A 15375-nucleotide genomic window follows, 5' to 3' on the forward strand; every position below is an offset into this window, starting at 1 on the left:
AAGCTGAGGAAAGCCGCATATCCCGAAGGAGTTCTCCCGCCATGTCCCCCGAAGACCTCGCCACCACGCGCAAGGCGCAACTGTCCCCGGCGAAGCGGGCGCTGCTGGAGAAGCTGAGCGGCGCCAAGCGGCCGGCGGGCACCGCGCGCACCACCGGCATCCCGCGCCGCCCGGACGGCGTCCGTCCGCCGCTCTCCTTCGCCCAGCGCCGGCTGTGGTTCCTTGACCAGATGGTGCCCGACAGCGCCGCGTACAACGTCCCGATGAGCTTCCGGCTGCGCGGGCCGCTGCGCCACGAGGTGCTGCAGCGCGCGGTCGACGAGATCGTCCGCCGGCACGAGTCGCTGCGCACCGTGCTGCCCAGCGAGGACGGCGAGCCCTGGCAGCAGGTCCTGCCGCGGCTCGGCGTGCCGGTCGAGCTGGTGGACCTCGGCGCGGACCCGGGCGCGCTGGACGGCCGGATCGACGAGGCGGCGCGGCGCCCGTTCGACCTGGCCACGGGGCCGCTGCTGCGGGTCACCCTGTACCGGCTGGAACCCGAGCTGCACGTGGTGCTGCTCAACGCCCACCACATCGTCGTCGACGGGTGGTCGCTCGGCCTGTTCTGGCAGGAGCTGCTGACCCTGTACCACGCCTTCGCGGCCGGGCGCCCGTCCCCGCTGCCCGAGCTGCCGATCCAGTACGCGGACTTCGCCCTCTGGCAGCGGGACCACCTCAGCGGTGACCGGCTCGAGCAGCAGTTGACGTACTGGCGCGAGCAGCTGGGCGAGGGCACGGAGCCGCTGGAGCTGCCCTTCGACCGGCCCCGCCCTCCGGTGCAGACCTTCGAGGGGCGGGACCTCCGGACCGTCTTCCCGGCCTCGCTGCGCACCGAGCTGACCGGGCTGTGCAAGCGGGAGGGGGTCAACCTCTTCACCGTGCTGCTCGGCGCGCTCAACGTCCTGCTGCACCGGTACACCGGGCAGGAGGACATCGCGGTCGGCTCGCCGGTCACCAACCGGACCCGCCTGGACATCGAGCAGTTGATCGGGCTGTTCGTCAACACCCTCGTCTACAAGACCCGGCTGGACGGGGAGCCGGACTTCCGCGAGGTGCTGCGCCGGGTGCAGGACGTGGTGAACGGGGCCCACCAGTACCAGGAGGTCCCCTTCGAGGCGGTCGTGGAGGCCCTCCAGCCGGAGCGCTACCTCAGCCAGAACCCGCTGTTCCAGGTGTCCTTCAGCTTCCTGCCGGCCCGTGATCTCAGCTCCGGGGAGGAGCTGACGGTCGAGGCGATCGAGGGCATCCGCAACGACACCTCGAAGTTCGACCTGTGGATCAGCGTGGTGGACCGCGACCGGGACTTCCTGGTCGAGGTGGAGTACAACTCCGCGGTCTTCGACGAGGCGACCGTCCAGCGGCTGCTCGACGGCTACCAGGTGGTGCTGGAGGCGGTCGCCGCCGACCCGGGGCTGGGCGTCGGGGAGCTGCCGGTCATGCCGGCCGCCGACCGCGAGCGGCTGGAGCGGGCCGGGCGCGGCGCCACGGCACCAGCCGCCACCGCACCGGCCGCCACGACACCGTCCGCCACCGCCCCAGCCGCCACGACACCGTCCGCCAACGCACCGTCCGCCACCGCACCGTCCGCCACGGCACCGGCCGCTGTGGAGCCGCCGCCCGCCGCGCTGCTGCACGAGCTGTTCCAGGAGCGTACGGCGGAGGCGCCCGGCGCGGTGGCGGTCAGCCACGACGGCGAGCACGTCACCTACCGCGAGCTCGACGGGCGCGCCAACGCGCTCGCGCACCGGCTGCGCGGGCTGGGCGCCCGTCCCGGCACGGTGATCGGGCTGTGCGCCGAGCGGTCCGTGGACCTGCTGGTCGGGATCCTGGGCATCCTGAAGTCCGGCGCCGCTTATCTGCCCATCGCGGCCGACTATCCGCCCGAGCGGATCTCCTATCTGCTGGCCGACAGCTCCGCGCCGATCCTGGTGACCCAGCCGCACCTGGTCGACGGCCTGCCCGAGCACCAGGCCCGGCTGGTGGTGCTCGACGGGGAGAGCGACGAGCACGCCCCCGAGCGGGCGGACGGTGCAGGCCCGCAGGACCCCGCGTACGTCATCTACACCTCCGGCTCCACCGGAACACCGAAGGGCGTGCTGGTCAGCCACGCCAACGTGGTGCGGCTCTTCTCCGCCACCCAGCAGTGGTTCGGTTTCGGACGGTCGGACACCTGGACGCTCTTCCACGCTTTCACCTTCGACTTCTCGGTGTGGGAGATCTGGGGCGCCCTCGCGCACGGCGGGCGTCTGGTCGTCGTCCCGCACTGGGTGAGCCGCTCCCCGGAGAGCTTCTACGAGCTGCTGCGGGACGAGCGGGTCACGGTGCTCAACCAGACGCCGCTGGCGTTCCGCCACCTGTCGGAGGTGGAGCGGGGCGCCCTGTGCCTGCGGGTGGTCGTGTTCGGCGGCGAGGAACTCGATGTGCGCGGCCTGCGCGACTGGTTCGACCGGCACGGGGACCAGTCACCCCGGCTGGTGAACATGTACGGGATCACCGAGACGACCGTGCACGTCACCTACCGCCCGGTGACCCGCGCGGACGTGGACGCCGCCACCGCGCACAGCCCGATCGGACGGCCCATTCCCGACCTGCGCGTGCGGGTGCTGGACCGCTACGGCCAGCCCGCCCCGGTCGGGGTGCGGGGAGAGATGTACGTGGGCGGGGCCGGGGTGGCCCTGGGGTACCTCAACCGCCCGGAGCTGAACCGGCAGCGCTTCCTGCACGACCCCGACGGCTCCCGCTGGTACCGGAGCGGGGACCTGGCCCGCTGGACGGCCGAGGGGGAGCTGGAGTACCTGGGGCGCGCCGACGACCAGGTGAAGATCCGCGGCCACCGCATCGAACTGGGCGAGATCGAGGCGGCCCTGGCCGAGCACCCGAGGGTCGGGGAAGCGGTGGTGCTCGCCCGGCGGGAGCCCGGGGACACCGGCAACAAGCGCCTGGTCGCCTATGTCGTGCCGGAAGCCCGCAAGGACGGGACCCAGGACGGGGCCGGGGACGGAGCCCAGGACGGAGCCCAGGACGGCGCGGACACCTCCGAGGCCGTCCCCGAGACCGCTTCCGAGGCCGCCTCCGAGGGGGCGCCGGCCCGGGGGACGGAGTGGGAGGCCGTCTTCGACCGCGTCTACGGGGAAGGAGAGGGGGAAGGAAGGGACGAAGAGGCCGCCGGCCCCGACGACTTCAAGATCAGCGGCTGGGACAGCAGCTACCACGGCGGACAGCTCTCCGACGCGGAGATGCACGAGTGGGTCGACACCACCGTGGAGCGCATCCTGGCCCTGCGCCCCCGGCGCGTGCTGGAGATCGGCTGCGGCACCGGCCTGCTGCTCTCCCGGGTCGCCCCGCACTGCGAGGTCTACCACGGCACCGACATCTCGCGAACCGCGCTGGACCATGTGCGCGGCCGGCTGGTGGAGCGCCGGGAGGAGCTGTCCCACGTACGGCTGCACCACGGTGGCGCGGACGACCTCTCCGCCTTCCAGGACCGGCAGTTCGACCTGGTGGTCATCAACTCGGTGGTCCAGTACTTCCCGGACGCCGGATATCTGCGGGATGTCCTGAGCAAGGCGCTGCGCTGCGTGGACGACGGCGGCACCGTGTTCGTGGGCGATGTGCGCAACCTGGCCCTCCTGGAGGCGTTCCACACGGACGTGGAGCTCCACCAGCCCGGTCCCACGCCGAGCGAGGAGCGGCTGCGCGCACGGGTCCGCCGGCGCATCGCCCAGGACCAGGAGCTGGTGCTGCACCCGGACTTCTTCCGGGCCGTGCAGCAGGAGGAGCCCCGCCTCGCGCGGGTACGGACCCAGCTGCGGCGCGGCGTGCACGAGAACGAGATGAGCCGGTACCGCTACGACGCCTTCCTGCACGTCGGCGGGGAGGCGGCGGCCCCGGCCGTGCCCGAGGCCAGGATCTCCTGGTCCGACGGGACGCACACCCGCGCCGCGGTCGAGGAGCGGCTGCGCGCCGAGCCCGACCGGGCGCTGGCCGTGGTCGACGTGCCCAACGCCCGGCTGGCCACGGCCGGCGACCAGGGCGTCCAGCCGGAACAGTGGTGGCGGCTGGCCGAACGCCTGGGACGCACCGCGACCGTCGACTGGATGCCGGACCGCGCCGACGGAAGCTACGCGGTCCTGCTCGGCCCCGTGGGCGACGACCGGGACTGGGCCGCCTTCGAGACGGCGGAACCGACGGGCCGGTGGCAGGAGTACGCCACCGACCCGGTGTTCAACCGGTGGGCCCGGGCGGTGGTGCCCGAGCTGCGCGGATACCTCAAGGACCGGCTGCCGGACTACATGCTCCCGGCCGCCTACGTCGCGCTGAAGCAGTACCCCGTCAACGCCAACGGAAAGCTGGACCAGAGCGCTCTGCCGGAGCCGTCGGCCGAGCCGGCCGACGAGTCCGGGGACACCACCGAGCCCCGGACACCGGCCGAGCGGATCATCGCCGAGGTCTGGACCGAGGTGCTCGGCGTGGGGCCGATCGGCGTGGGCAACAACTTCTTCCGGCTGGGCGGCGACTCCATCCACAGCATTCACGTGGTGGCCAAGGCCCGCGAACGGGGCCTCGAGCTGACCCCGCAGATGATCTTCCAGTACGACACGCTCGCGGAACTCGCGGCGGCGGCCCAAGCGGCCCCCGGGGCGGGCGCGCGGGCCGATGCCGACGACGAGCCCGGCGACCGGGACGCCGCCACGGCGCTGGCCGAGCTCCGGGCGGACCCGGACGTCGAGGACGTGTACCCGGTGGCCCCGTTCCAGGAGTGGGCCCTGCGCAAGCTGCGTACCCCGGAGCCGGGGATGTTCCAGGTCCACCGCCTCACCGCGGTGCCCCGGGGAATGGCCGACAAGGATGACTTCCGACGCTTCCTGGAGGCCCAGGCCCGTACCTACCCGGCGATGCGGACCTCCTTCCGGTGGATCGCACCGGACCGGGCGGTCCAGGTGGTCCACCGTGAGCCGCGGGTCGAGCTGGACTTCGTCGACTGGCGGGCACTGACGCCCACCGAGCAGGACGAGGCGCTCGAACGCCACCTCAAGGCGGACCGGGAACGCGGGATCGAGCCGGAAGAGCCCGGCGCCATACGCTATTTCGTGGCCGACGTCGACGACGACACCTGTGTCATCGTGGTCAGTCTGAGCTATCTGTGCCTGGACGGCTGGAGCTTCGACATCATCGCCAACCAGCTCGACCAGGGCCTGCCCGCGCTCGCCCAGGGCAGGCCGATAGAACTCGACGCGGCCCTGCCCTTCAAGGATTTCGTGGCCGCGGTGCGCGGTGGCGACCAGCGCGCCGCCGAACGCTACTGGCAGCGGGCCCTGGGCGGTCTGCCGGGGCCGACCCTGCTCTCCGAGCACGTGCCCGGCAACGCCGTCGGCAGCGAGAGCGGATTCGGCCGGCAGTGGACAGCGCTGCCGAAGGAGCTCGCGGCCCGGCTGCGCGAGGTGGCCCGCGAGCACCGGCTGACCCTCAACGTGCTCTTCCAGGCCGGATGGGCGGCGACGGTCGCGGCCTTCGTCGCCCAGGGGCGGGAGCGGGCCGACCTGACCCACGGCGTGCTGTTCACCGGGCGCTCCGGCGGACCCCAGGGGGTGTCCGGCATGGTCGCCCCCACCCTGAACATCCTGCCGCTGCGCACCCGGCTGGACGCCGCCGAGCAGGTCCCGGCGTACCTCGCCCGGGTCAGGGACGAACTGGTCGCCATGAGCGCCTACGAGAACACTCCGATGCACCGGGCGCTGGCCTGGGGCGGACAGCCGGAGGACGCCCTGCCCACCGAGAGCTACCTGGTCTTCCAGAACGTCGGTCTCGACAACTCCGAACGCTTCAGCGCGGCGTACTACATCTCGCGGATGGGCTTCCCGCTGCGGCTGGACGTCTTCCCGACGGAGACGGTCAAGCTGCACATGTCGTACTACCGGGACCGCTTCACGGACGCCACGATCACCCGTCTTATCGGCGCCTTCACCTCGGTGCTCGAAGTCCTCGCGGCCGACCGGCCGCAGGGTGTGCGGGACCTGCTGGCGGCGGCCCTCCGGGGGGCGCCCGCCCCGGACGACCTCCTCGCCTTCCGTGAGGGCGAGTTCGTGGTCAAGGACATCGTCGCGCTGCTGGGCGAGGACCGGTGACGGCACCCACTGGTCCCGGGTCCGTCGACTCCCCGCCCGCCGCCTCTCCGCCCACCGCCTCCCAGCCCCCCGACTCCCTGTCCACCGCCTCCCAGCCCCCCGACTCCCTGTCCACCGCCGCCCTGCCCACCGTCTTCATGTTCTCGGGCCAGGGCTCCCAGTACCACGGGATGGGCCAGGACCTGTACCGGGCCGAGCCGGTGTTCCGGGAGACGCTCGACCGCCTCGACACCGTCGCCCAGGCGGAACTCGGGGCGTCCGTCCTGGGCCGGATGTACGACCCGGGCCGCGGCCCGTCCGAGCCGTTCGACGACCTGGAGTTCACCCATCCGGCGATCGTCATGGTGCAACTCGCCCTCGCGGACACCCTCGCCGGGTACGGGATCGAACCCGACCTGCTGCTCGGCGCGAGCCTCGGCGAGTTCACCGCCTGCGTGCTGGCGGGCGTGGTGGACCGGGACACCTGTCTGCGGCTGCTCATCCGGCAGGCCAGGGCGGCGCGCGGAGCTCCGCCCGGCGGGATGCTCGCGGTCCTGGGCGACGAGCGGCTGCACCGGGACATCCCGCTGCTGCGCGACCACACCGAGGTCGCCGCCCGCAACTACCCCGGACACCTCGTCCTGTCCGGCCCCGCCGACGCCCTGACCGCCGCCGAGGAACTGCTGCGGGCGCGCGATGTGGCCTGCCACCGGGTGCCCGTCCCGTACGCCTTCCACTCGGCCCTCATGGACGCCGGCGAGCCGGCGTTCCGGGCCACCCTCGCGGAGACGGAGCTGCGCCCGCCGCGGATCCCGATCGTGTCCTGCGCCGCCATGGGCCCGGTCGGCCGGGTGACGGCCGACCACCTGTGGCGGGCGACCAGGGCGCCGATCGAGTTCGCGGCCACGCTGACCGCGCTGGAGCGCGGCGGCCCGTACCGGTACATCGACCTCGGTCCGTCCGGCACCCTGCACAACTTCGTCCGGGCCGGCCTGCCCGCCCACTCGCGGTCGCGCTCCCACGCGTTGCTCAGCCCGCTGAGCCAGGACACCCGCGCGCTGGCCGGGCTGCGCTCCGCCGTGCCCCCGCGCACCCGCCCCGCCCCCACGCACCCCCAGGAGGGCATCATGAAGGTATACGGATTCCCCGGTCAGGGCAGCCAGGCCAAGGGGATGGGCAAGGACCTGTTCGACGAGTTCCCGGAAGAGACCGCGGTGGCGGACGCCGTGCTCGGGTACTCGATCAGGGAGCTGTGCACCCAGGATCCCCGGCGGGAGCTGAAGCTCACCCAGTTCACCCAGCCCGCGCTGTACGTGGTCAGCGCCCTGACCTGGCTGCGGAGGCTGCGCGACGACCCCACCCCGCCGGACTGCCTGGTGGGGCACAGCCTCGGCGAGTACGTCGCGCTGTTCGCCGCCGGGGCCTTCGACTTCGAGACCGGTCTGCGGCTGGTCAAGCGCCGCGGCGAGCTGATGAGCCGCGCCGACGGCGGGCGGATGGCCGCCGTGCTGGGCTGCGACCTGGACGGGGTGGAACAGGCGCTGCGCGACCACCGGCTGACCGGCCTGGACATCGCCAACCACAACGCGCCCGCGCAGGTCGTCCTCGCCGGGCCCGCCGACCAGCTCGCTCAGGCCAAGCCGGTGTTCGAGGGGCTCGGCGCACACTTCGTGACGCTGAACGTCAGCGCCCCCTTCCACTCGCGCTACCTGCGCGAGACCGCCGACGAGTTCGCCCGCTACCTCGACGGCTTCACGCTGCGCGACCCCGAGATTCCCGTGATCGCCAACGTGGATGCCCGCCCGTACCGGCCCGGCGAGGTGAAGCGGACGCTGGCCCGGCAGATCGCCTCGACGGTGCGGTGGACGGACACGATCAGATACCTGATGGGCAAGGGCGAGTTCGAGTTCGAGGAACTGGGACCGGGCACGGTGCTCCGCAAGCTGGTCACCAAGATCAAGGCCGAGGCGGAACCGCTGGTCACCGAGCCACAGGCCACCGAGCAACCTGCCACCGAGCAGCCTGTCGCCGAACGACCGGTCACCGCGCCACCAGTCACCGCACCACCGCTCGCTGAGGCTCGGGTCACCGCGCCGCCGGTCGCCGCCGAGGTGGCCGCCGCTCCTGGCGGGGTCAGGGCGGAGACGCTGGGCGCCGCGACCTTCCGGGAGCGCTACGGTCTCCGGTACGCCTGCCTGGCCGGTGGCATGTACGGCGGGGTGTCCGGAGCGGAGCTGCTGATCCGGCTGGCGAAGTCCGGCGGGATGGGCTTCTTCGGGAGCGGCGGGCTGGCCCTGGACGAGGTCGGGGCGGGACTCGACGCGGTGCGGGCAGCCCTGGGCGCCGACGGGGCGTACGGAGCGAACCTGCTGCACCAGTACGCCGACCCGGAACGGGAATCGGCGCTGGTCGACCTGTTCCTGCGGGCCGGTGTGCGCACCATCGAGGCATCCGGCTTCCTGCGGATCACCCCCGCGCTGGTCAAGTACCGGCTGAGCGGGGGCAGGGTGCTGGCCAAGGTGTCCAGCACCGATATGGCGGCCGCGTTCCTGGAACCCGCGCCGCGGCGCATCGTCCGGCAACTGCTCGACGAGGGGCGGATAGCCGCCGCGGACGCCGAGCGCTTCGCACACCTGCCGATGGCCGACGACCTGTGCGTGGAGGTCGGCGCCGGCTGGTACGACGCCACCGGCACGCCGGCCACGCTGCTGCCCGCCGTGGTCCGGCTGCGGGACGCCCGGGCCGCGCGGGCCGGAGCCGGGCCGAGGATCCATGTGGGCGCGGCCGGCGGGATCGGCAGCCCGGAGGCCGCGGCCGCCGCGTTCGTCCTGGGCGCGGAGTTCCTGGTCACCGGATCGATCAACCAGTGCACCCCCGAAGCGGCCACCAGCGAGGCCGTCAAGGATCTGCTGCAGGAGGTGGAGGTCCATGACGTCGCCCTCGCACCCGCCCCGGAGATGTTCGAACTGGGGGTGCGTGCGCAGGTGGTCAAGCGCGGTGTGCTGCTCCCGGCGAAGGCGGCGAAGCTGCACGAGCTGTGGCGACGCCACGACTCCTTCGAGGACATCGACGCGCCGACCCGCCGTCGGATCGAGGAGAAGTTCCTGCACGGATCGTTTCACGAGGCCGCCGCGGAGTCGGACGCGGGGCCGGGGGACGACGGCAAGCGCCGGATGGCCACGGCCTTCCGGTCCTACCTCCACCGCGGCTTCCGGCTGGCGCTGCGCGGGGACCGGGAGCGGAAGGTCGACTACCTGGTCTACTGCGGCCCCGCGATGGGCGCGTTCAACTCCTGGGTGGCCGGCACCGGTCTCGAGCCGTGGCGGTCCCGCCACGTCGACACCGTCGCGGAGCACCTGATGTCCGAGACGGCTGCTCTCCTGCGGGACCGGGCGGCCCGCTACGGCTCCGGGTGACGGTGTGGACGAGGTGCAGGTGGGCGGGCAGTACCCGGACGACTGATGGTTTTCGAGGAGGAACGATGGTCGAGCCCCCAGGGCTCGCGGAGAACGCGGTCGTGTCATTCCCCCTTCCGTGCCCATGGCCCTTCGCGCCGCCGAGTGAGTACTTACGTGTGCAGGACACCGCTCCTGTGTGCCCGGTCACGACGCACGAAGGCCACCCGTGGCTGGTGACCAGGTACGCGGACGTCCGCGCCGCCCTCGCCGACCCCAGGTTCAGTGCGGACCTCCGCCGGGACGGCTACCCGGTGCTGGCGCCCGGCCAGCGAGAAGCCGTGGCCAGCATGCCGCCGACCATGGCGGGAATGGACGCACCCGAGCACACGGTGATCAGGCGCAGAATCCAGGAAGAGTTCGGCACCCGTCGGGTCCGGGCCATGGAGCCGGCCATCCAGCGCATTGTCGACGCCGCTTTCGACGCGATCGAGAACGCGGGCGGCGGGCCGGTCGATGTGGTCCAGGCACTCGCGCTGCCTGTCCCGTCAGCTGTGATCTGCATGCTGCTGGGCATTCCCTACGCCGACCACGACTGGTTCAACGACCGCACCACCGCCGCATTCCGGCGTGAGACCAGCGCGGCGGACCGGGTGGGCATCTTCACGGAGCTGATGTCGTATGTGGATCGGCTCGTCCGCGACAAGGAGGCGGACCCGCCGGACGACCTGCTCGGCAGGCAGATCCGGCTCCTTCGGGAAGCCGGCGAGTACGATCACGACGAGCTGGTGTCCCTCGCGAACCTGCTGCTCATAGCGGGACACGAGACCACGGCCGGCATGATCACGGTCTCGGTCGCGAGACTGCTGACCGACGACGAACTCCGGCATGAACTCGCGCGAGATCCGGCGCGCATCCCAGAGGCCATCGAGGAGTTCCTCCGCTACTTCACCATTGCCCAGCAGGCGCTCCTGCGCGTCGCGAACGAGGACGTCGTGGTCGGCGGAGTGACGATTCGCAAGGGGGAAGGCGTGGTGCTGTCGGTACAGGCGGCCAACCGCGACCCCCGGGCATTCAGCGAGCCCGATGAACTGCGTATCGGCCAGGGCCGCGGCCATCTGGCCTTCGGTCACGGGGCGCATCAGTGTGTCGGCGCGAAACTGGCACGCACCGAGCTCCGCATCGTGCTCGAGACCTTGTTGCGCCGACGTCCGGATTTTCGGCCGGCCGCCCCGATCGAACACCTTTCGTGCAAGGAATCCATCAATGTGTGCGGGCTCGAGGAACTACCGGTCGTCTGGTGACGAGGCCTGCTACGCGACCATGAGGAGAATCCGACGATGACCAAGGACGAGATGGGCGCCCCCGCGGCGGACACCGACGCGGCGACGACGCTGCGGACGATCATCACCGGCTACATTTTCTCGCAAATCGTGCGGGCGACGGCGCAGCTCGGGATCACCGAGCACCTGGCCGACGGCCCCCGAAGTGTCGAGGCACTGGCCAAGGCGATCGATGCCGACCCCGACGCGCTGGGGCGCTTTCTGCGCTCCGCCGCAACACTGGGCCTGGTCCGCGAGAACGGTGACACTTTTGAGCTCGGCCCGCTGGGGTCCGCGATGGAGGCCGACAACGGCAGCTTGAAGAGCGTCGCCATGGGCATAGTCGGCCCCAACCTCACACGCAGGGCGGAACGGTTCGCCGAGGTGGTGCGCGCGGGCCGCCGCGTCGACACCAAGGTCGACGGCTATGAGTTCTGGGAGTACTACGACCACCACGAGGAGGAAGCCGAGCACTATGCCGTGACGATGAGTCACGTCACCGCGCACTGCGCGCAGGCGCTGGTGCGGCAATACGACTTCGCACCTTTCCAGCGGATCGCCGATATCGGCGGTGGCCATGGGAATCTGTTGAACGGCGTGCTGACAAGGGTGCCCGGTGTGCGCGGAGTGCTGTACGAGCGGGCCGAGGTGATCCGCAGGGCGAAAGGGCTGTTCACAGAGGCGGGCACGGACGACCGGGTCGACCTGATCGACGGTGACTTCTTGCGGGAGGTTCCCGGCGACTGTGACCTCTACATGATCAAGAGCACGCTGTGCGACTGGGACGACGAGCACGCCGCGCGAATCCTCGGCAACATCCACCGCGCCGCCGCACCGGGTACGACCCTGCTGGTGATCGATTCGATGATCGCCGACGAGGTCACCGGCGATGAGGTGAACCCCGTCCACGCACAGCAGGAGTCGGCCATCGACTTCGCCGTTTTCGCCACCAACGGAGGAAGGGTCCGGCCCCAGTCGGAGTACCGGGTGATGGTCGGCGCGGCCGGCTTCGAGGTCGAATCGATCACGCCGTTCTTCGACGGCTTCACCCACTGGAACCTGCTGGTGGCCAAGCGCGACTGAAGCACAGCGCCCGGCGGGCAGAGCCGCCTGACCCAGGCGGCTCTGCCGCTCCCGCCACCACTACTGGGTGCCAGTCCGTGCTGAAGTACTGGCGATACCGTTACCGAGCGGCACCGAACCGGTCTTCGCGGAGGCCACCCTGCAGGGTCGACCGGGTCGAGCTGTGGACCAAGACGCCCGCCGCCACGAGCGGGATCCGCGACTTCGACATCCAGGTGCGTGACGGCGACACCTGGCGCACCGTCGCGCAGGTCGGGGGCAACACCGAGGAGCACGTCGTCACCAGGTTCCCCGCCGAGCGGACCGACGCGGTACGCGTCCTGATCCACTTCGCCGGCGGCAACTACTCGCGCCTCGTCGAACTCGAGGCCTACGGCCCGCAGTAGAACCCGGCGCACGACCTGGGGCAGCCCCGGGGAGGGGGCAGCCCCGGGGGGCCCGCCCCCATCCGCCGGGCCCGGAAACGGTCCCGGCGGACGAAGGGGGGCGGGAGCGGATCAGGCGAGGGCGACCAGGTCGCGGTAGTCCTCGCTCCACAGGTCCTCGTCCGCGTCCGGCAGGAGCAGGACGCGGTCGGGGCGCAGGGCGTCGATGGCGCCCTCGTCGTGGGTGACCATCACGATCGCGCCGGGGTAGGAGCCGACGGCCGCCAGGACCTCGGCACGCGAGGCGGGGTCGAGGTTATTGGTCGGCTCGTCCAGCAACAGCACGTTCGCGCCGGAGTGGACCAGCCCGGCCAGCGCCAGGCGGGTCTTCTCCCCGCCGGACAGCACCCCGGCGCTCTTGTCCGCGTCGTCCCCGCTGAACAGGAACGCGCCCAGGACCCGCCGTGCCTCGCCGTCCGTCAGGTGCGGCGCGGCATCCGACAGGTTCTGCCGGACCGTGCGGCCGGGATCGAGGGCGTCGTGCTCCTGGGCGAAGTAGCCCAGCCGCAGCCCATGTCCGTGCACCACACGACCGGCATCAGGCTGCTCCGCGCCCGCGAGGATGCGCAGCAGGGTGGTCTTGCCCGCACCGTTGAGGCCGAGGACGACCAGGCGGCTGCCCCGGTCCACGGCCAGGTCCACCCCGTCGAGTACACGGTGGCCGCCGTAGGACTTGGACAGGCTGACCGCGCCCAGCGGCATCCGGCCGCACGGCAGCGGCTCGGGCAGCCGGATCCTGGCCACCTTCTCCGCGCGGCGGACCGGCTCCAGATCCGCCAGCATGCGGTCCGCGCGGCGGGCCATGCTGCGGGCCATGACCGCGGTGGCCGAGCGGGACTTCATCTTCTCCGCCTGCGCATGCAGGGCGGCGGCCTTGCGCTCGGCGTTCGCCCGCTCCCGCTCCCACCGCCGCTGGTCCGCCTCACGCCGGGTCAGGTAGGTGGCCCAGCCGGTGTTGTGGATGTCGATCGTCGCCCGGGTGGCATCCAGGTGGAAGACCCGGTTGACCACACCGGCGAGCAGGGCGGTGTCATGGCTGATGACCACCAGGCCACCCCGGTACTCCCGCAGGAAAACGCGCAGCCAGGCGATGGAGTCGGCGTCCAGGTGATTGGTCGGCTCGTCCAGCAGCAACACACCCTCGTGGCCGGCGAACAAGATCCGTGCCAGTTCCACCCGGCGCCGCTGCCCGCCCGAGAGGTTGCCGACCGGCTCGGTCAGTACCCGCTCGGGCAGACCGAGCCCGGCCGCCACACGGGCGGCCTCGGCCTCGGCCGCGTATCCGCCGCCGGCCTGGAAGGCCGCCTCGGCCCCGGCATAGGCCCGCATCGCCCGCTCCAGGTCGCCGGACCCGGCGGCCTCGGCCATCGCGGCCTCGGCCGCACGCAGCCGGCGCAGCGCCGCATCCAGACCGCGAGCGGACAGGATCCGGTCCGTGACCGTGACCGTCGGGTCGGCCGCTCGGGAGTCCTGCGCCAGGAACCCGACCGTGCCGGTACGGGTGATCGTCCCGGCGGCGGGCTTGGTCCGCCCCGCAAGGGCGGTCATCAAGGTGGTCTTCCCCGCCCCGTTGCGGCCGACCAGGCCGATACGGTCACCGGGAGAGACAGTGAAAGAAATGTCCGAGAGCAGCAGGCGGGCACCTGCACGCAACTCGACATCGCGAACAGTAATCACGGGATGACGCTCCGAGAAAGCAAAAGGACACACTTCTGGCGTGGAAGCGGGTCCTCAGCTAGGAAACTCGGGGCGTAGACATGCCCCTACCATAGCCGCCGCAGGGGGCTACCGGGCGGAGCCCGGCCGACCGCGGTCGACCGGGCTCCAAGCACCACCTGAGGGCGGGTCAGGGAGCCGGCGAGGCCTGACCCACCACCGGTCCTGACCTGCCCCAGGTCAGGCGGTCGTGATGTGCTTGATTGTCTCCGCGACCAGTTCGGCCTGCAGATCACGGCCGGTGCGGTTCGGGTGGACGTACCACGGCAGCGGCAGTCCGAGGCGAGCGGCTTCTCGGTGCCGCCCGGGATGGGTTCGAGGCACGCGGAGGTGTCCTCGGGCACGATCCTGGGGTAGCCCACCAGCACGGTGTCCGCGCCCGGGGCCGCCTCGTGGATCTCGCTGAACATCCGGCGCAGGTCTCGCTCCACCGTCAGGAACCGCTCGTCGAGCCAGTCGGCCCCGGCACCGTTCCGGAAGCCGGGGCCTTCTGTCAGAAGTCGTAGGGCTTCTCGGTGTTCCAGTTCAGCACGTCGGCCTCGTTCCAGCTGAACTGCTGCTTCTGGCCCTTCATGACGACGGAGTAGTAGGGGCTTTCGTGGCCGTCGGCGCCGCGCAGGGCGATGGCGAGCGACTGTGCCGTCTGGTGGTGGGAGCCGTAGTCGAAGAGGTTCACGGCGCTGTAGACCTTGCCGCCGGGCTGGAGGGTGATGCGCTTGTCGCCGCCCGGGTTGTCCTTCTTCGAGTGCGGCAGTTCGAGGCGGTCGTCGCCGAGCCTCACGGCCGGGTACGAGGTGACCCAGCACGGCTTGGTGCCCTGGTTGGACGCGGTGACCAGCAGGTGGTCGCCCTGCTGTCCGGCGAACCGGTGGACCGCGGTGACCAGCATCTCGTCGCCCACGCACTGCTGGGCGCCGGCCCTCGCGCCCTTGGTCGCGACCTCCTCCGACCCGCCCGCGGCCTTGTCAGGGGCGCTGTTGGTCTGCTCCGCGCCGCCCTTGCCGTCCCCGTCGGACGCGGTCCGGCTCTGCGCGGTGGCGGCGGTCTTCTCGCCGCCCGATGCCTTCGAGTCGCCGTCGCCGCCGCCGCAGGCGGTCAGGCCCAGTGCCAGCGCGGCGGTGACGGTGGCCAGGGCGGCGGTGCGAATCCGGGAAGTACGCATGATCAGGATCCCCCTGCGTTCCGTGCGGGATGCCTCTGTGGCGGCTCCCGCGGTGTGGACACCACTTTTCCCGGGGCCACTGACGTTCTGGAAACGTCTCACTCACGTCCCGTAAACGCACCGCTCGCG

The 15375-nt window shown here is 71.7% G+C and carries 8 protein-coding genes; 5 read left to right on the plus strand and 3 right to left on the minus strand.

Annotation, left to right across the window (positions count from 1 at the left end):
* Positions 1–41: 41 nt before the first annotated feature.
* The 5 genes from ABFY07_RS03160 (at position 42) to ABFY07_RS03180 (ending at position 12329) form a co-directional block, all read left to right on the plus strand.
* A complete protein-coding gene (locus ABFY07_RS03160) occupies positions 42–6164 on the plus strand; it encodes a non-ribosomal peptide synthetase (RefSeq protein WP_346172937.1) in 6123 nt (2040 codons plus the stop codon).
* Positions 6161–9559: an ACP S-malonyltransferase gene (fabD, locus tag ABFY07_RS03165; protein WP_346172938.1), complete on the plus strand. Its 3399-nt coding sequence runs from the start codon at positions 6161–6163 to the stop codon at positions 9557–9559. Before ABFY07_RS03160 ends, fabD begins: the two co-directional genes overlap by 4 nt.
* Before the next feature lie 158 nt (positions 9560–9717).
* Positions 9718–10842: a cytochrome P450 gene (locus tag ABFY07_RS03170; RefSeq protein WP_346172939.1), complete on the plus strand. Its 1125-nt coding sequence runs from the start codon at positions 9718–9720 to the stop codon at positions 10840–10842.
* A 36-nt stretch (positions 10843–10878) separates the two neighbouring features.
* A complete protein-coding gene (locus ABFY07_RS03175; RefSeq protein ID WP_346172940.1) occupies positions 10879–11943 on the plus strand; it encodes a methyltransferase in 1065 nt (354 codons plus the stop codon).
* Between the two features lie 215 nt (positions 11944–12158).
* Positions 12159–12329 carry a hypothetical protein gene (locus ABFY07_RS03180; RefSeq protein WP_346172941.1) on the plus strand — a complete coding sequence of 57 codons (171 nt, stop codon included), beginning with the start codon at positions 12159–12161 and terminating at the stop codon, positions 12327–12329.
* A 111-nt stretch (positions 12330–12440) separates the two neighbouring features.
* Here the strand turns inward: ABFY07_RS03180 and ABFY07_RS03185 are convergent, their stop codons facing one another.
* The 3 genes from ABFY07_RS03185 to ABFY07_RS03195 all read right to left on the minus strand — a co-directional run bounded on the left by ABFY07_RS03185 (position 12441) and on the right by ABFY07_RS03195 (position 15246).
* On the minus strand, positions 12441–14045 hold the full coding sequence (locus ABFY07_RS03185; protein ID WP_346172942.1) for an ABC-F family ATP-binding cassette domain-containing protein: 1605 nt from the start codon (positions 14043–14045) through the stop codon (positions 12441–12443).
* A gap of 219 nt (positions 14046–14264) precedes the next feature.
* Complete coding sequence (locus ABFY07_RS03190; RefSeq protein ID WP_346172943.1) at positions 14265–14408, minus strand: hypothetical protein; 144 nt, start codon at positions 14406–14408, stop codon at positions 14265–14267.
* Positions 14409–14577: 169 nt separating this feature from the next.
* A complete protein-coding gene (locus tag ABFY07_RS03195; protein WP_346172944.1) occupies positions 14578–15246 on the minus strand; it encodes a DUF4232 domain-containing protein in 669 nt (222 codons plus the stop codon).
* Positions 15247–15375: the final 129 nt, after the last annotated feature.

Origin of the sequence: Streptomyces sparsogenes subsp. cuspidosporus, from assembly GCF_039532705.1 — a bacterium.
Taxonomy (GTDB): domain Bacteria; phylum Actinomycetota; class Actinomycetes; order Streptomycetales; family Streptomycetaceae; genus Streptomyces; species Streptomyces sparsogenes.

What these genes read in the sequence shown, in the direction of transcription:
- ABFY07_RS03160 (WP_346172937.1), top strand. Translation starts at nt 42, where the DNA reads ATGTCCCCCGAAGACCTCGCCACCACGCGCAAGGCGCAACTGTCCCCG.
- ABFY07_RS03175 (WP_346172940.1), top strand. Translation starts at nt 10,879, where the DNA reads ATGACCAAGGACGAGATGGGCGCCCCCGCGGCGGACACCGACGCGGCG.
- ABFY07_RS03195 (WP_346172944.1), bottom strand. Translation starts at nt 15,246, where the DNA reads ATGCGTACTTCCCGGATTCGCACCGCCGCCCTGGCCACCGTCACCGCC.